Annotated in this window: 22 protein-coding genes; 11 read left to right on the top strand and 11 right to left on the bottom strand. The window is 72.6% G+C overall.

The window, feature by feature from the left end:
• The first annotated feature begins 44 nt into the window (after positions 1-44).
• Both DQE82_RS10470 and DQE82_RS10465 read left to right on the top strand, forming a co-directional pair.
• A complete protein-coding gene (locus DQE82_RS10470) occupies positions 45-1,019 on the top strand; it encodes a carbohydrate kinase family protein (RefSeq protein WP_064448311.1) in 975 nt (324 codons plus the stop codon).
• Positions 1,016-1,567: an ATP-binding protein gene (locus DQE82_RS10465; RefSeq protein ID WP_043329365.1), complete on the top strand. Its 552-nt coding sequence runs from the start codon at positions 1,016-1,018 to the stop codon at positions 1,565-1,567. Before DQE82_RS10470 ends, DQE82_RS10465 begins: the two co-directional genes overlap by 4 nt.
• Positions 1,568-1,626: 59 nt before the next feature.
• On the opposite strand, the gene DQE82_RS10460 is transcribed toward DQE82_RS10465, so the two are convergent.
• Together DQE82_RS10460 and DQE82_RS10455 are read right to left on the bottom strand one after the other, a co-directional pair.
• Positions 1,627-1,845 carry a sulfurtransferase TusA family protein gene (locus DQE82_RS10460; RefSeq protein ID WP_043329366.1) on the bottom strand — a complete coding sequence of 73 codons (219 nt, stop codon included), beginning with the start codon at positions 1,843-1,845 and terminating at the stop codon, positions 1,627-1,629.
• Complete coding sequence (locus DQE82_RS10455) at positions 1,842-2,993, bottom strand: cysteine desulfurase family protein (protein ID WP_113972550.1); 1,152 nt, start codon at positions 2,991-2,993, stop codon at positions 1,842-1,844. The genes DQE82_RS10460 and DQE82_RS10455 overlap by 4 nt, the downstream gene beginning before the upstream one ends.
• Before the next feature lie 171 nt (positions 2,994-3,164).
• Between DQE82_RS10455 and coxB the strand changes: the two genes are divergently transcribed.
• The gene (gene coxB, locus DQE82_RS10450) at positions 3,165-4,136 is read left to right on the top strand and encodes a cytochrome c oxidase subunit II (RefSeq protein ID WP_064445179.1); all 972 of its coding nucleotides are present in this window, start codon (positions 3,165-3,167) and stop codon (positions 4,134-4,136) included.
• A 10-nt stretch (positions 4,137-4,146) separates the two neighbouring features.
• Entirely contained in the window at positions 4,147-4,575 is a 429-nt protein-coding gene (locus DQE82_RS10445) for a cytochrome c oxidase subunit 4 (protein WP_064445180.1), read from the top strand.
• Between the two features lie 550 nt (positions 4,576-5,125).
• Here DQE82_RS10445 and DQE82_RS10440 read toward each other — a convergent pair.
• The 4 genes from DQE82_RS10440 to DQE82_RS10425 all read right to left on the bottom strand — a co-directional run bounded on the left by DQE82_RS10440 (position 5,126) and on the right by DQE82_RS10425 (position 8,049).
• The gene (locus DQE82_RS10440; RefSeq protein ID WP_113972549.1) at positions 5,126-5,332 is read right to left on the bottom strand and encodes a hypothetical protein; all 207 of its coding nucleotides are present in this window, start codon (positions 5,330-5,332) and stop codon (positions 5,126-5,128) included.
• Between the two features lie 136 nt (positions 5,333-5,468).
• Positions 5,469-6,515, bottom strand: a complete 1,047-nt coding sequence (gene trpD / locus DQE82_RS10435) for an anthranilate phosphoribosyltransferase (protein WP_043329373.1) — start codon at positions 6,513-6,515, stop codon at positions 5,469-5,471.
• A gap of 80 nt (positions 6,516-6,595) precedes the next feature.
• Positions 6,596-6,994: a chemotaxis protein CheY gene (locus tag DQE82_RS10430; protein ID WP_030500140.1), complete on the bottom strand. Its 399-nt coding sequence runs from the start codon at positions 6,992-6,994 to the stop codon at positions 6,596-6,598.
• A 101-nt stretch (positions 6,995-7,095) separates the two neighbouring features.
• Positions 7,096-8,049 (bottom strand): cytochrome c oxidase assembly protein, encoded by a 954-nt coding sequence (locus DQE82_RS10425; RefSeq protein WP_043329374.1) that lies wholly within the window; start codon positions 8,047-8,049, stop codon positions 7,096-7,098.
• Positions 8,050-8,157: 108 nt separating this feature from the next.
• Between DQE82_RS10425 and DQE82_RS10420 the strand changes: the two genes are divergently transcribed.
• From DQE82_RS10420 to DQE82_RS10400, 5 genes are all read left to right on the top strand, one after another.
• Positions 8,158-8,757: a heme-copper oxidase subunit III gene (locus DQE82_RS10420; RefSeq protein WP_043329376.1), complete on the top strand. Its 600-nt coding sequence runs from the start codon at positions 8,158-8,160 to the stop codon at positions 8,755-8,757.
• A gap of 72 nt (positions 8,758-8,829) precedes the next feature.
• Complete coding sequence (locus DQE82_RS10415) at positions 8,830-9,663, top strand: cytochrome c (protein WP_030500143.1); 834 nt, start codon at positions 8,830-8,832, stop codon at positions 9,661-9,663.
• Positions 9,664-9,730: 67 nt separating this feature from the next.
• Positions 9,731-10,819 (top strand): ubiquinol-cytochrome c reductase iron-sulfur subunit, encoded by a 1,089-nt coding sequence (locus DQE82_RS10410; protein WP_030500144.1) that lies wholly within the window; start codon positions 9,731-9,733, stop codon positions 10,817-10,819.
• The gene (locus DQE82_RS10405) at positions 10,816-12,447 is read left to right on the top strand and encodes a cytochrome b N-terminal domain-containing protein (protein WP_030500145.1); all 1,632 of its coding nucleotides are present in this window, start codon (positions 10,816-10,818) and stop codon (positions 12,445-12,447) included. Before DQE82_RS10410 ends, DQE82_RS10405 begins: the two co-directional genes overlap by 4 nt.
• Before the next feature lie 210 nt (positions 12,448-12,657).
• Positions 12,658-13,326: a DUF4142 domain-containing protein gene (locus DQE82_RS10400; protein WP_030500146.1), complete on the top strand. Its 669-nt coding sequence runs from the start codon at positions 12,658-12,660 to the stop codon at positions 13,324-13,326.
• A gap of 60 nt (positions 13,327-13,386) precedes the next feature.
• On the opposite strand, the gene DQE82_RS10395 is transcribed toward DQE82_RS10400, so the two are convergent.
• The 5 genes from DQE82_RS10395 to DQE82_RS10375 form a co-directional block, all read right to left on the bottom strand.
• Positions 13,387-13,674 carry an Lrp/AsnC family transcriptional regulator gene (locus DQE82_RS10395; protein WP_043329379.1) on the bottom strand — a complete coding sequence of 96 codons (288 nt, stop codon included), beginning with the start codon at positions 13,672-13,674 and terminating at the stop codon, positions 13,387-13,389.
• A gap of 52 nt (positions 13,675-13,726) precedes the next feature.
• Positions 13,727-14,602, bottom strand: a complete 876-nt coding sequence (locus tag DQE82_RS10390) for a sugar phosphate nucleotidyltransferase (protein ID WP_113972548.1) — start codon at positions 14,600-14,602, stop codon at positions 13,727-13,729.
• Entirely contained in the window at positions 14,599-15,126 is a 528-nt protein-coding gene (locus DQE82_RS10385; RefSeq protein WP_064445183.1) for an NUDIX hydrolase, read from the bottom strand. The genes DQE82_RS10390 and DQE82_RS10385 overlap by 4 nt, the downstream gene beginning before the upstream one ends.
• A 39-nt stretch (positions 15,127-15,165) precedes the next feature.
• Positions 15,166-16,953, bottom strand: a complete 1,788-nt coding sequence (locus DQE82_RS10380; RefSeq protein ID WP_030500149.1) for a bifunctional (p)ppGpp synthetase/guanosine-3',5'-bis(diphosphate) 3'-pyrophosphohydrolase — start codon at positions 16,951-16,953, stop codon at positions 15,166-15,168.
• 129 nt (positions 16,954-17,082) lie between these two features.
• Positions 17,083-18,840, bottom strand: a complete 1,758-nt coding sequence (locus DQE82_RS10375) for a DEDD exonuclease domain-containing protein (RefSeq protein WP_043329382.1) — start codon at positions 18,838-18,840, stop codon at positions 17,083-17,085.
• 127 nt (positions 18,841-18,967) lie between these two features.
• Here DQE82_RS10375 and DQE82_RS10370 point away from each other — a divergent pair, with 127 nt between their 5' ends.
• Complete coding sequence (locus tag DQE82_RS10370; RefSeq protein WP_113972547.1) at positions 18,968-20,368, top strand: NYN domain-containing protein; 1,401 nt, start codon at positions 18,968-18,970, stop codon at positions 20,366-20,368.
• Positions 20,369-20,576: 208 nt separating this feature from the next.
• Positions 20,577-20,804 (top strand): hypothetical protein, encoded by a 228-nt coding sequence (locus DQE82_RS10365; protein WP_043329386.1) that lies wholly within the window; start codon positions 20,577-20,579, stop codon positions 20,802-20,804.
• Positions 20,805-21,172 lie beyond the last annotated feature (368 nt).

Genomic DNA, 21,172 nt, shown 5'->3' with positions numbered 1-21,172 from the left:
GCCGGTAGGCTGACCGCGCCGTGCTCCCGACCCCGAGGGTTGACATGAAGATCGCCGTGACCGGCTCGATCGCGACCGACCACCTGATGAGCTTCCCCGGCCGCTTCGCCGACCAGCTCATCGCCGACCAGCTCGACAAGGTCTCGCTCTCCTTCCTCGTCGACGAGCTGGTCCTGCGGCGCGGCGGCACCGCCGCCAACATCGCGTTCGGCATGGCCCAGCTCGGGCTGCGCCCGGTGCTGCTCGGCGCGGTCGGCGCCGACTTCGCCGACTACCGCTCCTGGCTGGAGCGCCACGGCGTCGACTGCGACTCGGTGCACGTCAGCGAGGTGGCGCACACCGCCCGCTTCGTCTGCACCACCGACACCGACATGTGCCAGATCGCCTCCTTCTACGCCGGGGCGATGAGCGAGGCCCGCAACATCGAGCTGCACCCGGTCGCGCAGCGCCTCGGCGGCCTCGACCTGGTGCTGGTCAGCGCCAACGACCCGGCCGCGATGATCCGCCACTCCGGCGAGTGCCGGGACCGGGGCTACGCCTTCGTCGCCGACCCGTCCCAGCAGCTCGCCCGGATGGACGGCGCGGACGTGCTCGGCCTGGTCGAGGGCGCCGACTACCTGATGACCAACGAGTACGAGAAGTCGCTGCTGCAGAGCAAGGCCGGGCTGACCGACGAGCAGCTGCTCGACCGGGTCAAGGTGCGGGTCACCACGCTGGGCAAGCAGGGCGTGGAGATCGCCGGCCGGGAGGTCGGCACGATCCGGGTGCCGATCGCGCGGGAGATCCAGGCGGTCGACCCGACCGGCGTCGGCGACGGCTTCCGGGCCGGTTTCTTCGCCGCGCTCGACTGGGGCGTCGGCCTGGAGCGGGCGGCCCAGGTCGGCTGCCTGCTGGCCACGCTGGTGCTGGAGAACTTCGGCGGCCAGGAGTACGAGGTCCGCCGCGACCTGTTCGTGAAGCGACTCGCCGAGTCGTACGGTGACGCGGCCGCCGAGGACGTCCGGCCGCACCTGCTGTGACCGGCGCGGCCGTCCCGTCGGGCGGGGTGGACCCGGAGGCGGTCCGCCCCGGCTCCGGCGGCCCGGTTCTGGTCGCCTTCGCCGGGCTGCCCGGCGTGGGCAAGACCACCCTGGCCGCCCGGGTCGGCGTCGCGCTGCGCGCCCCGGTCCTGCCGGTCGACCCGGTCGAGCGGGCCCTGCACCGCTACGGCCTCACCGGCGACGTGCCGGGCATGGCCGCGTACGGCGCGGTCGCCGGGCTGGCCGAGGTGCAGCTCGGTCTGGGGCTCAGCGTGGTGGTCGACGCGGTGAACCCGGTCGCCAGCGCCCGGGGCCTCTGGCACGACGTGGCCGAACGGGCCGGCGTGCCGCTGCGGGTGATCGAGGTGCACTGCGGCGACGAGGAGGAGCACCGGCGCCGGGTCGAGGCCCGCCCGCCCGAGGACGGCACCTGGGAGCTGACGCTGCGCCGCCGCGCCGAGTACGAGCCGCTGATCGGCCCCCGCCTGGTGGTCGACACCGCCGTGGCGGCCGACCCGCTGCCCGGCATCCTCGCGTACCTGAGCTGAGCGTCGGGCGTTAAGAAGGGTCCCTTCCTCTACCCGAGGCGTTAACAAGGGGCCCTTCCTTACACCCGGACGTCGTAGGCGGGCCCGTCGTGCGCGGCGAGGAACTCGTGGCCGCGCATCCGGCACCACGCCGGGATGTCCACCGCCGCCGCCGGGTCGTCGGCCAGCACCCGCACCACCGCGCCGGCCGGCAGCCCGGGCACCAGCCGGGCGAGATTGATCACCGGCAGGGGGCAGCGCTGCCCCCGGCAGTCCAGCACCTGATCCGGCTCGCTCACAGGCCGGTCACCCCCGCCTGCGCCCGCAGGTCCGCCACGATTCCGGGCAGCTCGGCCAGGAACCGCTCCACGTCCGCCTCGGTGGTCTCCCGGTGCAGCGACACCCGCACGTTGCCGTGCGACAGCACCCCCATCGCCTCCAGCACGTGCGACGGGCGCACCGTCGACGACGTGCACGACGAGCCGGAGGACACCGCGAACCCGCGCCGGTCCAGCGCGTGCAGCAGCGCCTCGCCGTCCACGTACAGGCAGGAGAACGTCACCAGGTGCGGCAACCGGTCGACCGGGTCGCCGACCACCTCCACGTCCGGCACCTCGGCCGCCACCCGCGCCCGGATCCGGTCCACCAGCGGGCCCAGCCGCGCCGCCTCGGCCGCCGCGTCGGCCGCCGCCGCGCGCAGGCTCGCCGCCGCCGCGACCACCGCCGGCAGGTTCACCACCCCCGGGGTGCGCCCCGACTCCCGCTCGTCGGCCGGGTACGGCGACTCCCACCGGGCGCCCTTGCGCACCACGAGCAGCCCGACGCCGGGCGGCCCGCCCCACTTGTGCGCGCTGGCGCTCAGCACCGACCAGCCCGCCGGCAGTGGCGCCCGGCCGGCGAGCTGCGCCGCGTCCACGTACAGCGGCACGCCCGCCTCGGCGCACAGCTCCGCCGCAGCGGGCACCGGCTGCACCGTGCCCACCTCGTGACTGGCAGCGATCAGCGCGGCGAGGGCCACGCCGGGCGCGGCCACCGCCGACGCCCAGGCGTCCAGGTCCACCCGGCCCAGCCGGTTCACCGGTACGGACACCGCCGCGCCGCCGGCGGCCGTGTGCCGCTGCGCGGCGTGCAGCACCGCCGAGTGCTCGACCGCCGAGTGCACAAGCGTCGCCCCGGCCCGCCGCCGCCCGGCCAGGCCACCGAGTACGGCGGCGTGCGCTGCGGCCGTACCGCTGGGGGTGAAGGACAGCTCGTCGGCGCGGACGCCGAGCGTCTGCGCGGCGGCCTCGCGCGCGGCGTCGAGGAGCTGGCGGGCCCGGCGGGCCGCCGAGTAGAGCCGGGCCGGGTCGGCCCAGCCGTCGTCCAGGGCGGCCAGCATCGCCTGCCGCGCGACCGGATGCAGCGGCGCCGCGGTGGCGGCGTCCAGGTAGACCGGGGAGGCGCTCATGACGTTCCACGCTATCGCCCGGTTACGCCCAAGATCCCCCCGATGGGGGTGGACAGCGACCCCAAGACGGCCTGGCCGGTCATGGTCGAGTAATCTGCGACCGTCGGTGACGCCTTTGCCGTCGGTGTCAAGGAGAACAACCGCCGCGGCGCGCTAGGGAGGCAGGACCAGGTGGTCGCAAGGAGTTCGGAGGTACGGCGCTCGGCCGTACGGGACAGCGCTTCCCCGGGGGCCGGTGGACGCCGGCGGCGTGGTGCTGGTCGAATCGCCGGGCTCGGTCTCGGCGCGGCGGCGCTGCTGGTCTCGCTCACCGGCTGTGACGTCGGCAAGGCGTTCGGCGGGTTCGGCTGGCCGCAGGGCGGCATCACGCCCGAGTCGCAGCGCATGTACGACCTGTGGATCGCGTCCTGCATCGCGGCGCTGGCCGTCGGTGTGTTCGTCTGGGGCCTGATCTTCTGGTGCGTGGTCCGCTACCGCAAGCGCGGCAACGAGCTGCCGGTGCAGACCCGCTACAACCTGCCGATGGAGTTCCTCTACACCATCGCGCCGATCCTCGTGGTCTCCGTGCTCTTCTACTACACCGCGGTCGTGCAGACCGACGTGATCAAGGAGTCGAAGAACCCGGACGTCACCGTCGAGGTCGTGGCGTTCAAGTGGAACTGGCAGTTCAACTACCGCGACGGCCAGGGCCGCGACGCCAACACCGTCGCCTCGGTGCTGGGCACCAGCGAGGTCATCCCGGTGCTGGTGCTGCCCAGCGGCCGCTCGATCCGGTTCGAGGAGACCAGCCGCGACGTCATCCACTCGTTCTGGGTGCCGGAGCTGCTGTTCAAGCGCGACGTCATGCCGGGCAACGTGCGCAACACGTTCGAGGTCTCCCGCATCGACCAGGAGGGCGCGTTCGTCGGCCGCTGCGCCGAGCTGTGCGGCAGCTACCACGCCTTCATGAACTTCGAACTGCGGGTCGTCTCGCCGGAGAAGTACGACCAGTTCCTCGCGGCCAAGAAGGCCGGCAAGTCGACCCAGGAGGCGCTCGGCGCGATCGGTGAGCCCGAGTACGCCACCGAGACGAAGCCGTTCGACACCCGGCGCGACGTGAACAACTTCAACCCGTCCGACGCCCAGGCCGGCGCGGGAAGCTGAGAGGTCCGGCATGAAGACCGAGTGGAAGATCTTCCTCACCATCGCCACGTTCCTCCTCGGCGCGACCATCCTCTACGGCGCCTGGACGTACGCGGACAGCGACGGCCGCATCGAGTGGATCGGCACCGTGGCGCTGCTGCTCTCCTTCCTGCTCTGCGCCATGTGCGGCGGCTTCTTCTGGTTCGTCTCCCGCCGGATCGACCTGCGCCCCGAGGACCGGCCGGACGGCGAGATCGCCGACGGCGCCGGTGAGGTCGGCTTCTTCAGCCCGGGCAGCTACTGGCCGTTCGCGTTGGCGCTGGCCGCCGCGATCGCCGGCCTGGGCCTGGTGTTCTGGCAGTTCTGGCTGCTGGGACTGGGCCTGGTGACGGTCGTCTTCGCCACCTGCGGGCTGCTCTTCGAGTACTACTCCGGCACCCGCCGCACCGCCGAGCACTGACCCAGAGCGCCACGGCAGGCCCGCACCCCCTCCGGGGGAGCGGGCCTGCCGCTTTCTGCTTTCCGCGCTCCGCCGTCCCCGTTGATCATGAAGTTGACGGCACCGGCGGTCCTTTTTGTCCCCGCCAACCTCATGATCACCGCCCGTGCGGCGCCGCTCTGGCGCTCTCCCGTTCCGCCTCCGGTGCGCACCACCGGCTCACGCCGGACTGTTCCATCAGCCGAGAGCGCCGTTCCGGTTGGCAGGACCACGAGAGATCTTGGAAGGAAACGGTCTCCATGACAGCCGTTTCCTTCCAAGATCTCGCCGCGCGGCTCGGCCAGGTGGGGCGAACCGCAGTCCGCTCCCCATGACGCGGTGCCGCCACCGGGTCATCGTTGACACTCACGCCCGAGCCCACCGCGCTCCCGGCGCCGCCCCGCCCCGTTGATCAAGGAGTTTGTGTCCGCCTGGACAACTGTGGGGGACACAAACTCCTTGATCACGCGAGGCAGGCGGTTGGGCTGTCGGGCGTGGCGGGGAGGGAAAGGGCGCCGAAAGGGAGTGGAGGTCAGGCGGCCTGGGGGTGAGAAGGGCGGCGGGTGCGGCGGCCGGACAGGCGGGCCGCGCGGAAGGTGAACGTGGCGATCACCACTGCCGCGCCGCAGCGGGTGCAGATCAGCTCCGGGCAGTCGGCGCCGTGCCCGTCGCCGCAGGGCGGCGCCTCGAACAGCACGACGCCCTCGCAGGTGTCGCAGTGCAGCTCGCGGTCAGACACGGGTGGCTCCTCTCGCTCCGGGCCCGGGGCGAGGCGGTGTGGCGCCGGGCCGGTGGACCGAAGACCGAAAACGGATAGACCGAAAACGGAAAATAACTCCCGTGTAGTTTGGCACGCGGGTACGACACCCTCGCCGTCAGGCGGCGCGTGCCACCTCCAGCCAGCGCTCCAGCGCGGCCGCCGCGGCGCCCGAGTCGACGGCCTCGGCGGCCCGGTCCAGGTTGGTCCGCAGCGCCTCGTGCAGATCGCCGTCGAGCGGGCCCTGGGTGGACAGCGCCACAGCGGCGTTGACCAGCACCGCGTCCCGTACCGGGCCGGTCTCGCCGGCGAGCAGGCGGCGTACCACGTCGGCGTTGTAGGCCGCGTCTCCGCCGCGCAGGTCGGCCAGGGTGGCCCGGGGTACCCCGAGCTCCGCCGCGTCCAGCAGCGCCTCCGTGACGGTGCCCTGCTGCGCCACCCAGACCCGGGTGGGCGCGCCGGTGCTGAACTCGTCCAGGCCGTCCTCGCCGCGTACCACGATCGCGGAGTCGCCCCGGGCCGCGAACACGGCCGCCATCACCGGGGCCATCCGCTTGTCGAAGCAGCCCACCGCGCCCGCGCGGGGCCGCGCCGGGTTGGTCAGCGGGCCGAGGAAGTTGAACGCGGTGGGTACGCCGATCTCGCGCCGGACCGGGCCGGTGTGCCGCATCCCGGGGTGGAAGCGGGCGGCGAAGCAGAAGCCGATGCCGGCCTCGGTGACGCAGCGGGCCACCTGCTCGGGCTCCAGGTCCAGCGGTACGCCGAGCTCCTCCAGCACGTCCGCGGTGCCGCACGAGGAGGAGGCGGCCCGGTTGCCGTGCTTGACCACGCGGACGCCGGCCCCGGCGACCACGAGCGCCGCCATGGTGGAGATGTTCACCGTGTGCGCGAGGTCACCGCCGGTGCCGACCACGTCCAGCGCGGTGTCGCGTACCTCGTCGGGCAGGAGCACCGGCACCGCGCGGGTCAGCATGGTCTCGACCAGGCCGCCCAGCTCGGCGGGGGTCTCGCCCTTGGTGCGCAGCGCCACGGCGAACCCGGCGATCTGCGCCGGTGTCGCCGAGCCGGCCATGATCTCGCCCATCGCCCACGCCGTGTCGGCGGTGGAGAGCTCCTCGCCGCGCAGCAGCGCGTTGAGCAGAAGCGGCCAGGTCCGTTCGCCCATGACGGGCCTCCCGAGCGGCGTGAGGAAAGCGGTTGGGGCTTGCCACGGCCGCGTCGCCGTGGCGCGCGAGGGCCGGGGGATCAGGCCGCGGCGTGGGTGCGGCGCAGCAGCTCCGCGACGGTGCTGCCGGCGACCACCGGGTCCAGCGGGTGGGTCAACGTGGCGTCGACCTCGGCGTACGCGGCCAGCCAGCGGTCGGCGGCGCGGGCCAGCACCACGCAGGTCGGCGGCGCGTCGTCCCGGTCGTCCTTGATCTGGCGGGCGATGCCGATGCCGCCGCCCGGGCTCGCCTCGCCGTCGAGCAGCAGCAGGTCGATCTCGTAGTCGTCGACCAGCCGGACGCAGGCGGCGTACTCGTCGGCCTCGACGAACTCGATCTCGATGCCGGGCGCCGGGCGGGTGCCCACGGCCAGCCGCATCCGGTCGCGGACCTTCGGGTCGTCGCTGTAGAGCAGGACGGTGCAAAGACGATCGCTCATCGTGACGTGGCTCCCACCTCGTAGCTGCCCGCTGATCGTAGCGGGCGTCACGTTCGGCCTGTCCTCCGCCCGGGCGGGGAGGGCGTACCCCGTCAGGGGCCTCAGGCGCTCGCTTCCGCGGCGCGCTCGCGGGCCTCCTGGCGGTCCAGTTCGCGGTCGAGCCGGCGGGCCTCGCGCTCGGACTGTTTGACCCACTGGACGACCAGGACGGCGAGCATGGTGACGCTGACGAACTCGCCGCCGGCCCAGAGGACGCCTCCGGCCACCACCTGGTCGTTCCAGGGGTCCGACCAGGACAGGTTGAGCGACGGGTACCAGTCGCCGCCGAACAGCGTGGTGCTCTGCATGATGGTGAGCCCGAGCACGGTGTGGAACGGCACCGAGAGCAGCATGAGCAGCGCGCGCGCCGGGTACGGCCAGCGTCCGGGCAGCGGGTCGAGGCCGAGCAGCGGCCAGAAGAAGACGCAGCCGGTGGCGATGAAGTGCGCGTGGACGAGTTCGTGCGCCCACTCGTGGCGCAGGGTGAACTCGTAGAGGTCGGTGAAGTAGAGCGCGAACGGGTTCACCACGAAGATGGTGAACGCCACGAGCGGGAAGCTGTAGATCCGCGCGATCCGGCTGTGCACGATCGCGAGCAGGCGCTTGCGCGGGCGTACCGGCAGCGTGCGCAGCGCCAGCGTGACCGGCGCGCCGAGCGCCAGGAAGATCGGCGCGATCATCGACAGCACCATGTGCTGGACCATGTGCACCGAGAGCAGGGCGGTGTCGTACGCGCCGAGCCCGGTGAGCGTGACCAGCGCGATGCCGCCGAGGCCGGGGCCGAGGAACGACACGGTACGGATGACCGGCCAGCGGTCGCCGCGCAGCCGCAGCCGGTGCACCCCGTAGAGGTACAGGCCGGCGGCGAGCACGATGCCCAGCGTGAGCCAGCTGTCCAGCCGGGTCTCGGTGAACACCCGGGCCACGGTGAACGGCGGCGGGGCGCTCTCGCCTCCCGCCGCCAGCGTCGCCGGAACGGCCGAGGTGACGGCGAGGATCTGATCGACGTGCAGCACGCTTTTCAGGGTAGGTCAGGCGAAGCGGACCACCACGATCGGGCCACGGAAGGGCCGGGTTTGGCACCCCGCTGATCGTCGGTCCCGGTCAGGGGCAATAATGACCGCGTGACTGCGGCCCCAGCCATTGACAAGAGCCGGATCCACTCCCTGACGCGACCCAACATGGTCAGCGTCGGGACGATCGTGTGGCTCTCCAGCGAACTCATGTTCTTCGCGGCGCTGTTCGCGATGTACTTCTCCATCCGCGCGGCTGCGCCGGAGCAGTGGGAGAAGCACACCGAGGTGCTGAACATCCCGTACGCGACCACGTTCACGGTGATCCTGGTGCTCTCCTCGATCACCTGTCAGATCGGCGTGTTCGCGGCCGAGCGCGGCGACGTCCACGCCCTGCGCCGGTGGTTCACGATCACGTTCATCATGGGTCTGATCTTCGTACTCGGTCAGCTGAACGAGTACCGGACCCTGGTGCACGAGGGCGTGAAGATCAACGAAGACGGCTACGGGTCGATGTTCTACCTCACCACCGGATTCCACGGTCTGCACGTGACCGGCGGTCTGGTCGCCTTCATCATCTTCATGATCCGCACCACCATGGGTCGGTTCACCCCAGCCCAGGCGACCTCGGCGATCGTCGTGTCCTACTACTGGCACTTCGTGGACGTCGTGTGGATCGCGCTCTACGCCATGATCTACTGGCTCCAGTGATCTTGGCGCGTCACGAACCGCGCCGCTGCTCCGTCCCCTGAGACAAGGTCCAACCGGTTAAGGACACAGGTCATGACTTCTGACAACGACCGCCGACGCGGTCTGCTCGCGCGGCTGCGCGGGCGGCCCGTAGCGCGCAGCAGGGGCCGCCGCCGGCTGGGCGCCGCGGTCCGGCTGTTCGCCGCGCTGATGCTGGCCGGCGGTGCCTACACCGTCTTCGCCCCCGGCGTGCAGGCGCAGGACAACCCGCCGTTGACCGCCGCAGGCAACGAGGGTAAGGCGCTGTTCGACGTGAGCTGTGTGACCTGTCACGGTCGCAATGCCCAGGGCGTCGAGGGCCGTGGTCCGAGCCTGATCGGCGTCGGGTCCGCCTCGGTGGAGTTCCAGGTGAGCAGCGGTCGCATGCCGATGGCCCGGCAGGAGGCCCAGGCCATGCGCAAGCCGCCGCAGTTCACCGACGAGCAGGTGCGCCAGCTCGGGCAGTACATCCAGGAGCTCGGTGGCGGTCCGGAGGTGCCCAACGGCGACCTGCGTGAGGGCGCCAACCTGGCCACCGGTGGCGAGCTGTTCCGGATCAACTGCTCGCAGTGCCACGCCTTCGGCGGTGGCGGGGGTGCGCTGTCCTCCGGCAAGTACGCGCCGAGCCTCGCGCCGGCCAGCGACCGGCAGATCTACGCCGCGATGCTGAGCGGTCCGCAGAACATGCCGGTGTTCGGTGACAACCAGATCACGCCGCAGGAGAAGGCGGACATCATCGCCTACATCCAGGACACGCTGAAGAACGACGGCGACCCGGGCGGGTTCAACCTGGGCCGGTACGGCCCGTCGACCGAGGGCATCGCGATCTTCCTGGTCGGCATCGTCGCGCTGGTCTTCGCGAGCCTGTGGATTGCGGGCAAGTCGTGACCGGACGGATCAATGGTTCCAGTGCTGTGGCGCCGACCCCCGGCGTCACCCGTAGCGAGGTGACGGCATGAGCACCCACACCGAGCACCAGGCCCAGCGGGGCCCGGAGCCGCTCGACGTGAACGACCCCCGGCTCTCCCGGTTCGAGGTCGTTCAGGAGGGCGCCCGGCGGGACGACATCGAGATCGTCCACTACGAGCCGCAGGTGGTCCCGGGCAGCAAGGCCGAGCGCCGGCTGACCCGTACCGTCGCCCTGATGTTCCTGCTGACCGGCGTCTTCGCGACCGCCTTCCTGGTGGTCTACATCTGGTGGCCGTGGCAGTGGGAGCCGGGTCGCGGCGGCGACAAGCTCTACACGCCGCTGCTCGGCGTGACGCTGGGCCTGGCGCTGCTGGGCATCGGTTTCGGCATCCTGACCTGGGGCAAGAAGCTGCTGCCCAAGGAGGTGTCGATCCAGGACCGGCACGACCAGGTCGACGACCCGGAGGGTCGCAAGATCACCGGTGAGACGATGCTCTACCTCGCCGACGAGATGGGCGTACGCCGCCGGCCGCTGCTGGGCATCTCGCTGCTCGCCGGCCTGGCGCCGGTGGGCGCGGTGGCCGCCGCGCCGCTGATCGGTGGCCTGATCGAGCAGCCGCACAAGAACAACCAGATGTTCACCACCGGCTTCCAGCCGGGCGAGGGCGGCAAGAAGATCCGGCTGATCCGTGAGGACGGCCGTCCGATCCGCCCGGCCGACGTCAGCGTCGGCGGCCAGCTCACCGTGTTCCCGGGCATCGACGGCGGCGTCAGCAACAAGCACGCCGACTCGCCCACCCTGCTCATCCACCTGCGGGAGGACGACGCGCAGAAGTCGCGCGCCGCGAACGAGCGCAAGGGCCACGGCGACTACATGTGGGGCAACTACGTCGCGTACTCCAAGATCTGTACGCACGCCGGCTGCCCGGCCAGCCTCTACGAGCAGCAGACCAACCGCCTGCTCTGCCCCTGCCACCAGTCCCAGTTCCTCATCACCGACAACGCCAAGCCGATCTTCGGCCCGGCGAACCGGCCGCTGCCGCAGCTGCCGATCGAGGTGGACGAGGAGGGCTTCTTCGTGGCGAAGTCCGACTACACCGAGACCATCGGTCCCGACTTCTGGGAGCGGCCATGAAGCGCCGAAAGTTTGATGCCGCCGCGCTGCCGGCCAAGAGCGCGCGGGCGGTGGACGACCGCTTCCAGGTGGCCACGCCCCTGCGCAAGCTGCTGAACAAGGTCTTCCCCGACCACTGGTCGTTCCTGCTGGGCGAGATCGCGCTCTTCTCGTTCATCGTCCTGCTGCTGACCGGCGTCTTCCTGACGTTCTTCTTCGAGCCGACGATGACCGAGGTCATCTACAACGGCAGCTACGCGCCGCTGCGGGGCACCCCCATGTCGGCCGCGTACGCCTCCAGCCTGGACATCTCGTTCGATGTCCGGGGTGGCCTGATCATGCGGCAGATGCACCACTGGGCGGCCCTGCTGTTCATGGCCGCGATCGTGGTGCACATGCTGCGGGTGTTCTTCACCGGCGCGTTCCGCAAGCCGCGTGAGACCAACTGGATCATCGGTTCGCTGCTGTTCTGGGTCGGCTTCCTGGCCGGCTTCACCGGCTACTCGCTGCCGGACGACGGCCTGTCCGGCACCGGTCTGCGCATCGCCTCCGCGATCATCCTGTCGATCCCGGTGATCGGTTCCTGGGTCAGCTCGTCGATCTTCGGCGGGGAGTTCCCCGGCACCATCATCATCAGCCGCTTCTTCATCGCCCACGTGCTGCTCGTCCCGGGTCTGCTGGTGGCGCTGATCAGCGTGCACCTCGGCCTTGTGTTCAAGCAGAAGCACACCCAGTGGCCCGGCCCCGGCCGGACCAACTCCAACGTGGTCGGCGAGCGGATGTTCCCGCGCTACGCGCTCAAGCAGGGCGGCTTCTTCATGGTCGTCTTCGGCGTGATCGCGCTGATGGGCGGCCTGTTCCAGATCAACCCGATCTGGCTGTTCGGCCCGTACGAGGCGTGGGTGGTCTCGGCCGCCAGCCAGCCCGACTGGTACGTCATGTTCCTCGACGGCTCGACCCGGCTCATGCCGGGCTGGGAGATCCACATCCCGATCGGCAACGGGTACGTCATCCCACCGCTGTTCTGGCCGACGGTGGTCCTACCCGGAATCCTGGTGGGCCTGTCGACGATGTACCCGTTCCTGGAGGCGCGCCGCCTCAAGGACTACAAGCACCACAACCTGCTCCAGCGGCCCCGGGACGTTCCGGCCCGGACCGCCGTGGGCGCCATGGCGCTGGCCTTCTACATCGTGCTGACGCTCTCCGGCGCCAACGACGTCATCGCCGACAAGTTCCACATCAGCCTGAACGCGATGACCTGGGCCGGCCGGATCGGCCTGCTGATCCTGCCGCCGATCGCGTACTACATCACGTACCGGATCTGCCTGGGTCTGCAGCAGCACGACCGGGAGGTGCTGGCCCACGGCGTGGAGACCGGCATCATCAAGCGGCTGCCCGACGGCCGGTTCGTCGAGGTCCACCAGCCGCTCACCTCGGCCGAGGGGCACGACGGTCACCCGCCGGCACTGGACTACGTCGGCTGGGTGGTGCCGAAGAAGATGAACCGGCTCGGCGCCCTCGGCCCGGCGATCCGGGGCTTCTTCTACCCGATCGAGAAGCCGGCCGAGGCGCCGGTCTCGCCGGGGCACCCGCCGGTCGAGGACCGGCCGGAGCGGGAGGAGATCGGCAGCGGCGAGAGCCGTCGCTGACCTTCCCGGTACGACTGACAGTGGCGCCCGCCGGATCATCCGGCGGGCGCCACTGCCGCTTTACGTGCCTGTCGTCCGGTTGTGCCCGCCCGGTGCCCGACGTGCGGTGCACCGGTCCCCGCCGCCCCCCGACACGGACGGGTGGAATCGCAGGAATAACCCCGGTCAGCCGGGTATCCGTGCGGTCCGACGTCTCATGGGGGAGGAAAGATGCTGGGAATCAAACGCCTGGGCCTGATGGCCGCGCTGGTGGTCGTGGGGCTGGCGCCCGCCGCCGCGGCACAGGCCGCGGCGCAGCCGTCGACGCAGGACACGCAGTACCTGCAGGCGGTGCACCAGGTCAACCTGTTCGAGATCACCGCCGGTAACCTGGCCCAGCAGAAGGGTCAGAACCAGCAGGTCAAGGACCTGGGCAAGATGTTCGTCACGGACCACACCCAGCTGGACCAGACGGTGCAGTCGACCGCCCAGCAGCTCAACGTGCAGCTGCCGGCCGACCCGACCGCCGACCAGCAGAAGGTCCTCGACAAGCTGAACAACCTCAACGGGGCCGAGTTCGACAAGGCCTGGGTGACCGCGCAGCTCGCCGGCCACGTCCAGGCCATCCAGGCCACCCAGACCGAGATCTCGCAGGGCTCGGAGCAGTCGGTGGTGCAGATCGCGCAGGACGCGCTGCCGGTCCTGCAGGCGCACTACGACGCGCTGGTGGCCCTGGCCCAGACGCTGGGCGTCCCGGTTCCGCAGACCAGTGCCAGCGGCACGCCCAGCCCGGGCGGCACCACCTCGCCGGGTGGCACCGAGTCGCCGGCTCCGGGCGGCACCGAGACCGAGGAGCCCGCTCCGGGCACCACGGAGACCCCGGTGCCCAGCCAGAGCTGACGTACCGCACGGTCGACGGTGGCCGGTCCGCCCACGGGGCGGGCCGGCCACCGGCTCGTGTCAGTCGGCGCTCGCGAGCCCGATCGCGAACGCCTCCTCCAGGTCGTGCTGGGAGTACGCGCGGAACGCGATGTGCGACTCGGTGTTCAGCACGCCCGGCACCTTCGAGATGCTGCCGGCGATGACCTGCGCGATCTGCTCGAACTCCCGGACGCGGACCATGGCGATCAGGTCGACGTGCCCGGCCACCGAGTAGACCTCGCTGACGCCGGGCAGGTTGGCCAGGGTCTCGGCCACCTCGGGGATGGAGTCGGTGGCGCAGTCGATCAGCACGATCGCGGTGATCACGGGACGGTTCTCCGTTCGTCGGCGACGAGGCCCATGCTAGATCCCGCGGCCCTCACCGCGCCGCCGGGACGGTCAGGTCGTCCCCGGCCCGGATCACCCGGTGGAGGCTCTCCCCGGCCGCGACGGTCGCGCCCGGCCACACCACGGACCGGTCCACGTCACCGTCCACCCGCGCGCCCGCGCCCACCACCGAGCCGGTGACCCGGCCGGTCACCGTCGCCGCCGGGTCCACCAGCCCGTCCGGTCCGGCGGCGTGCAGGTTGGCGTCCAGGTAGTCGGCCGGGGTGCCGGTGTCGTAGAACGTGCCCCGGTAGGGCACCACGGTGAGCGCGCCGGCCGCCTCCGCGGGCCGCCACACCGCCCGGACCAGGTCGCCGAACGTGGCCGGCAGGTCGCGGACCAGCCGCCAGGGCAGCAGCGAGAAACCCACGAACTCGTGGCCCTCGAACGTCCCGGGGGCGTCCGGGTCGTCGGCGGGCCGGCCGAGCAGGCGTACGCCGTGCCCGTCCCAGCCGTCCAGCAGCGCGGCGATGTCCGGCCCGGGCGGGGCCGCCGGATCGGCCAGGTACGCGTCGGCGTTGCCCACCAGCACGCCCCGGCCGGCGATCCAGTCCCGCAGCCGGCCGACGCCTCCGGCGGTGCCCAGCGGGGCGTCCGGCTCGACCGACAGGTGGGCCCGGCCGCCGACCCGCGCGACCACCTGGTCACCCAGGTAGCAGGCGTTCACCGCGACCCGTTCCGGACCGGCCAGGCCGAGCCCGGCCAGCCGGGCCAGCGCCCGGTCCAGCAGCGGGACGTTGCCGACCGGGCAGAGCGCCTTCGGCACCCGCTCGGTGAGCGGGCGCAGCCGGGTGCCCTCACCGGCGGCCAGCACCACCGCGCACACCTCGCCCCCCGGCGCCGGAGCGCCCGCGTACGGGGTGCTCACGCGGCCGGTGGGCGCTCGCCGGCGCGCGGGCCGATGCCGTAGAAGCCCAGCAGGTTCGCGGTGGCGCGGCTGAGCCGGGGCAGGTCGTCCAGCGGATGGAAGGCGGCCTCGAAGACCTCGGCCCCGTCCACCTTCAGCTCGGTGGTCGACGCCGGCACCTCCGCCTCGAAGACCACGTCCACCCAGCCCTTGGCGTGCACCACCGCGTTCGGCACCGCCGGGCGCAGCGCGTCGGGGGACAGGCGGACACCTGATTCCTCGTACAGCTCCCGGGCGGCGCCGACCACCGGGGCCTCGCCGCGTTGCAGCAGCCCGGCGGGCAGCGTCCAGCTGTAGCCGGGCGGCTGGCGCAGCAGCAGGATCCGGCCCGCGCCGGTGGCCTCCGCGTCCTTGACCAGCGTGACCGCGCCGACGACGTACTTCGGCACGGCCAGCCGCACCAGCCGCCGCCGCAGCGGGACCGGAAGCCGGTAGAAGATCTGGTAGCCGAGGGCCCGTCCGGTGGCACGCGCGCGGGGGATCATGCCGTCCAGGCTAGTGGTCCCGGCGCGGACCGGCTTCGTCTACTGCCTGTGGTCGACCAGATCGATCAACTGCTGGACCACGGTGTCCGGCTCGACGGTGCGGTCGAAGACCGCCACCAGCATCGTCTCCAGGTCGGGGTAGCCCAGTTCCTCGGACAGCCGCAGCAGCGGCAGGTCGCTGGCCAGACCCCGGTTGTGCTTGCGCAGCGCCAGGCCGATGGAGGCCCGGCCGAGGCGTACCTTGTCGGCGATCGAGATGCCCGGCTCGGTGTGCTCGGCGAACCAGCGGTTGATCTGCATCTGGGCGTGCGGCGACTTGACGAAGCCCAGCCACTCCCGGCGCGGGCCGCGCGGGGCCACGTCGGCCTCGAAGCCGCTCTCCGCGTCGCGCTCGGTGTAGATCTCCACCACGTCGCCCTCCTCCAGTTCGGAGGAGAGCGGGGCGAGCCGGCCGTTGATCCGGGCCGCCAGGCAGTGGTCGCCGCGCTCGGTGCCCAGCTCGTACGCGAGGTCGACCGGCGTGGCCCCGGCCGGCAGCACCACCTGCCGCCCGTCGGCGACGACCTGGATCTGCGCCTCCGACAGGTCGCAGCGCAGCGACTCCATGAACTGGGTCGGGTCGACGGTCTCCTGCTCCCAGTCGAGCACCCGGCGCAGCCAGGCCAGCTCGTCCGCCCGGTCGACGGCCCGGCCCGCGGCGCGGGGGAAGCGGTAGTGGGCGGCTACGCCGTACTCCGCGGAGCGGTGCATCTCGGTGGTGCGGATCAGCACCTCGACGGTGCGGTCCTGCGGGCCGCAGACGCTCGTGTGCAGGGAGCGGTAGAGGTTGTTCTTCGGGGAGGCGATGAAGTCCTTGAAGCGGCCCGGCACCGGCCGCCAGAGCCCGTGCACGGCGCCCAGCGCGGCGTAACAGTCGGTCGCCGGACCGTCCACCACGATCGCGATACGCGGCAGGTCGTACGGGGCCGTGTGACCGCCGGCGACGGTGTCCTTCCAGATCGAGTAGAGGTGGCGGGGGCGGGGGGAGACGTCGGCGTCGACCCGGTTGCGGCGCAGCGCCACCCGGGTGCGGGCCACCACGTCGGCGAGGTAGGCGTCCCAGCCGGGCCGGTCGTGCACGAAGCGGGCGAGCCGCGCGTGCTCCTCCGGCCGCAGGTGCAGCAGGACCACGTCGTCCAGCTCGCGTTTGAGCGTCTGGATGCCGAGCCGGTCGCAGAGCGGGACCAGCACCTCCTGGGTCTTGCGGGCGATCCGCTCCCGGGACGCGGCCGAGCGGACGCCGAGCGTACGCATGTTGTGCAGCCGGTCGGCCAGCTTGATCACCAGCACCCGGACGTCCTTGCCGGCCGCCACGATCATCTTGCGGACGGTCTCCGCCTCGGCGGCCTTGCCGTAGAACGCCTTGTCGAACTTCGTCACGCCGTCGACCAGGTGGGCGACCTCGCGGCCGAAGTCCTCCTGGAGCGCCTGGAGCGTGTAGCGGGTGTCCTCCACCGTGTCGTGCAGCAGCGCGGCGACCAGCGTGATGGTGTCCATGCCGAGGTCGGCGCAGATCTGCGCCACCGCCAGCGGATGGGTGATGTACGGCTCGCCGCTCTTGCGGAACTGGCCGCGGTGCATGTTCTCGGCGATCGTGTAGGCGCGGCGCAACACCGAGGCGTCGGCGCTCGCGTGGATGCCGCGATGGGCCCGGACCAGCGCGGTGACCGGGTCGCCGTCGGAGGTCGGCCAGGTGAGCAGGGAACGCAGGCGGCGGGTGAGTGGCAGTTCGCCCTGGGCTGGAAGCGCGCCACCCAGGGCGGCGCCGTGTCCGGCGTCGACGTCCACCTGGGACACCTCCTCACCCCGGCCCTCGGCCGCCGGGAACCGGCGACCGGGAGCAGAGCCCGCGAATCGGGCAGGTCTGCACTCCTTTAACAGACTAAGGGAGTCGAGGTAGTCCGATCGGTCAGTTGGTCATGAGCGTTCGGTCGAGACTTTGTGGGTTCCGCCGCTCTCCGCCTTCGTCAGGAGGTCGCGGAAACGCCCCGCGCCGGCCACCGGCGAGGCCCATCCGGCGCTCGCCTCGACCAGGCGGGTCTCCGGTCGCTCCAACCAGGACAGGATCCGTTCGGTCTCCTCGGCGGTCGCGGCCGGCACCGGCCCGTGCCCGGGCAGCACCGTCTCGGCGGTGGCCCGGATCGCGTCGATCGTCGGTCGCGGATGGACACCCGGCGGGGACACCCCGGCCCCCGCCAGCCGCCCGTGCCGCACCAGCGCCAGCTCCCAGCCGCCCCGGGCCGCCGGCCGGGCGGCGGCCAGCTCGGCGATGCCGGTCAGCGCGGCCAGCCGCTGCATCCGGACCGCCGCGCGCAGCACCGCGACCAGCCGCCCGCGCACCACAGCCGCCTCCTCGTAGCGCTGGGCGGCCGACAGCACCTCGATGCGGGCGAGCAGCGCGTCCACCACCACACCGGGATCGTCGCTGGTGGCGGTGCGGAACGGCGTCGCCGCCCGGTCGTCGTACTCCTCGGGGGTGATCCGGTGCTCGCAGGGCGCCGGGCAGCGACCCAGCTCGGCCAGCGCGCAGGCCGGCATGGTGGTGCGCCGGGACAGCCGGTGCGTGCACTGCCGCAGCGGCACCGCGTCGTGGAAGCCGGCGGCGGCCAGCTCCGCCGCCTGCCGGGACCGGAACGGCCCCAGGTAGGCCGTGTCGGTGGGCGCGATGTCGCGCACGATCGACAACCGGGGGTACGCCTCGTCGGTGAGCTTCAGCCACACCTGGCGCTCCGGATACTTCGACCTGCGGTTGTACGGCGGCGCGTGCGCCGCGATCAGCCGCAGCTCGCGGACCTCCGCCTCCAGCGAGTGGGCGCACTCCACCGCCTCCACCCGTTCGGCGGCGGCGAGCATCTCGGAGATCCGGGCCCGCTTCTCCGCGGCGGTGAAGTAGCTGCGCACCCGGGTGGCGATGTCGCCGGACGTGCCGACGTAGAGCGGCCGGTCGTCGGCGGCCCGGAAGATGTAGACGCCCGGCACCTTCGGCAGCCCGTCGGCGAGGTGCCGCTTGCGGCGCTGGGTGGGTGTGACCGCGCGGGCGAACTCGATCGCCTCGCCGACCGTGTCGACGCGGTGCCCGCCGAGCCGGCCGATCAGCCCGTGCAGCACGTCGACGGTGGCCTTGGCGTCGTCCAGCGCCCGGTGGGTGGGCTGGGTCGCGGTGCGGAAGTAGGCGGCGAGCGTGCCCAGCTTGCGGTTGGGCACCTCGTCGCGGGTCAGCACCCGCCGGGCCAGCGCGGCCGTGTCCAGCACCCGCGGGTTGGGCCAGCGGTAGCCGTGCTTCGCGCAGGCCGCCTTGAGGAACCCCACGTCGTACGGCGCGTTGTGGGCGACCAGCACGGCGTCGCCGACGAACTCCAGGAAGCTCGGCAGCACCTGCTCGATCGGCGGGGCGGGCAGCAGCATGGCCTGCGTGATGCCGGTGAGCACGGTGATGAACGGCGGGATCGGCACGCCCGGGTTGACCAGCGTGGCGAGCACGCCCAGCTCCTCGCCGCCGCGCACCTTCACCGCGCCGATCTCGGTGATCCCGCCGCCGTCGGGCGCGCCGCCCGTGGTCTCCAGGTCGACCACCACGAAGGTGGTCGCGTAGAGCGGCAGCGCCGGGTCCACGCCGCTGCCCGCCGCAGTGTCCAGGCCGGCCAGCGACTCCTGGACGTACTCCGCTCGTGTCACCCGCGGGACGCTAGCGGCACGGTCCGACACTTGCGTCACTGCGGCCCCAGGAGATACCACGGGGGTACGATGAGAGATCGGCTCACTCACCGGGCGGTGGGCCCGTTCGGGGTGGGAGACTTGCCTCATGCCCCTCACCGAGCCGCACGACGACCACTCCTCCGCGGAGGAGCCGGTCCTCGGCGTGCCCGGCGCCGGTGAGGACGCGCCGACCCCGGTCGAGCCCGAGCCCACCCTGCCCGAACCGGTCCGGCAGCGGATCGTGACGCTCACCGCGGCCGTGCTGCCCGGCCTGCCCGCCGACGAGGTGCCGGTGCCGCTGCGGCGGGTCGCCAAGTTCGCCCCGAACCGCCGCGCCCGGCTCGGCGCGCCCGCGATCGCCGCCCAGCTCACCGCCGACCCGCTGTTCCGGCAGCGGGTCACCGCCCGGGTGCTCGCCGACGCCGGCGACCTCGGCGCGGCGGTGGTGGAGGGCACCGCCCCGGCCGCGGCCGACCCGGTCGAGGTGGCCGCCCTGGCCTACCTGGCCCGGCCCCGGGGCTGGCGGGAACTGATCGAGGCCAGCGGCGAGGCGGTACGCGCCGAGGCCGACAGCGCTGTGGTGGCCGAACTGGTCCGCGAGGCCGAGCAGCGGGCCGCCCGCGCCGAGCACGACCGGGCGGTGGCCCGGGTGGAGGCGGAGAAGCTGCGCGACGAGCTGGCCCGGGTCCGCGAGGAGCTGGGTCAGCTCCGCGAGGAGGCGCGCCAGCTCGCCCGTACCCTGCGGGAGACCCAGGCCCGCGAGCGCAAGGCCACCGAACTGCTCGCCACCGAGCGGGGCCGGGCGGCCCGCGCGGCGGCCGACGCGGACGCCGAGCTGCGCCGCGCCCGGGCCCGGCTGGCCGAGGCGGAGGCCGCCGCCGGCGTGGCCCGGGCCAGCGCCAAGGAGGCCCGGTCGGTCGACGACGCCCGGCTGTGGCTGCTGCTGGAGACGATCGGCCAGGCCGCGGTCGGGCTGCGCCGCGAGCTGGCGCTCGACCCGGTGGACAAGCTCCCGGCCGACTTCGTCGCCGACGCGTTCGCCGAGCAGCCGGGCGCCGCGCAGGCCGGCCCGTCGACGCGGGCCCGCGACACCGACGACCCGGCCCGCCTCGACCAGTTGCTCGCGCTGCCCCGGGCACACCTGGTGGTGGACGGTTACAACGTGACGAAGCGGGGCTTCGGCGAGATGTCGCTGGAGCAGCAGCGCAAACGGCTGATCACCGGGCTGGGCGGGATCGCCGCGCAGACCGGGGACGAGGTCACAGTGGTCTTCGACGGCGCCGAGCGGATCCACGGCCTGCCCCCGGCGCCGCGCGGCGTGCGGGTGCTGTTCTCCCGTAAGGGCGAGACCGCGGACGAGCTGATCCGCCGGCTGGTCCGCGCCGAGCCGGCCGGGCGGCCGGTGGTCGTGGTCTCCTCCGACCGCGAGGTCGCCGACGGGGTACGCCGGCACGGCGCGTACCCGCTGGGCGCCGACTCGCTGCTGCGGCGCCTGGCCCGGTCCTGAGCCTTCTCTCTCCCCCTTGATCGACTCCAGATCGGGGGAGTGGTGGGGTGGGGCGCGTGCTGATCGCGCCACTTCGGCGTACTGGTTGGGGTTCGCGGCGGGTGCTGCATCGTTGTCCGGTTCTGTCGTACCGGGGCGTTAGCGTTCTGGTGACCGACGGTGGTGGTCCCTTCCCCGAGCGCCACCGGCGACCCGTCAGGAGGCGTTGATGCTGATCGACTGCGACACCTGCGGCAACCGTGGCGCCGGCTGCTCCGGCTGCCTGGTGACCGCACTGCTCGACTCCGACCCGGCCGACCTGGGCCCGGCCGAGCACCGGGCGATCGAGGTGTTCGCGCGGGCCGGGTTCGAGGTCGAGGTGCTACCACCACCCGCGCCCGCCGAGGCGCTGGCGCCGATGCCCCGCCGCCCCGGCCGTCGCCGCCGGGTCGCCTGACGCCGCCCGCCGCCCGCCGCCCGCCGCCCGCCGCCCGCCGCCCGCCGCCCGCCGGCTTCCGCCTGCCACTGAAGGAACGCTGCCCGGGGTGCTCAGGCCGGCCGCCGGGATCACCCCGTCCACCGCATGTCGATCGGGCCCGGGCCGCCGTCTGCCGCGCCGGCCCACCCTGGCATGCGCTGCTCCTCGATCCCCCGAGTCTGGATCCCAGCCACATCTGACGCTCCCTTCTCGTCCCCGCCCCGGCAACGGCCGTCGATCTTGGAGTTGTGGTGCCCAGGATGTCCGAGTAGCCACGCTTGTCAGCCGCCACAACTCCAAGATCGGCGCGCGGGGCGGGCTGGGGCCGCGCGGGGGCGGGGCGAGGC

Source organism: Micromonospora sp. LHW51205 (assembly GCF_003315815.1).
Taxonomy (GTDB): domain Bacteria; phylum Actinomycetota; class Actinomycetes; order Mycobacteriales; family Micromonosporaceae; genus Micromonospora; species Micromonospora chalcea.
This window is presented reverse-complemented; position numbering and strand designations above follow the sequence as displayed.

Coding starts and splice junctions, on each gene's coding strand:
- DQE82_RS10415 (WP_030500143.1), top strand. CDS start 8,830: ATGACTTCTGACAACGACCGCCGACGCGGTCTGCTCGCGCGGCTGCGC.
- DQE82_RS10405 (WP_030500145.1), top strand. CDS start 10,816: ATGAAGCGCCGAAAGTTTGATGCCGCCGCGCTGCCGGCCAAGAGCGCG.
- trpD (WP_043329373.1), bottom strand. CDS start 6,515: ATGGGCGAACGGACCTGGCCGCTTCTGCTCAACGCGCTGCTGCGCGGC.
- DQE82_RS10430 (WP_030500140.1), bottom strand. CDS start 6,994: ATGAGCGATCGTCTTTGCACCGTCCTGCTCTACAGCGACGACCCGAAG.
- DQE82_RS10370 (WP_113972547.1), top strand. CDS start 18,968: ATGCCCCTCACCGAGCCGCACGACGACCACTCCTCCGCGGAGGAGCCG.
- DQE82_RS10365 (WP_043329386.1), top strand. CDS start 20,577: ATGCTGATCGACTGCGACACCTGCGGCAACCGTGGCGCCGGCTGCTCC.
- DQE82_RS10400 (WP_030500146.1), top strand. CDS start 12,658: ATGCTGGGAATCAAACGCCTGGGCCTGATGGCCGCGCTGGTGGTCGTG.
- DQE82_RS10445 (WP_064445180.1), top strand. CDS start 4,147: ATGAAGACCGAGTGGAAGATCTTCCTCACCATCGCCACGTTCCTCCTC.
- DQE82_RS10455 (WP_113972550.1), bottom strand. CDS start 2,993: ATGAGCGCCTCCCCGGTCTACCTGGACGCCGCCACCGCGGCGCCGCTG.
- DQE82_RS10410 (WP_030500144.1), top strand. CDS start 9,731: ATGAGCACCCACACCGAGCACCAGGCCCAGCGGGGCCCGGAGCCGCTC.
- DQE82_RS10470 (WP_064448311.1), top strand. CDS start 45: ATGAAGATCGCCGTGACCGGCTCGATCGCGACCGACCACCTGATGAGC.
- DQE82_RS10385 (WP_064445183.1), bottom strand. CDS start 15,126: ATGATCCCCCGCGCGCGTGCCACCGGACGGGCCCTCGGCTACCAGATC.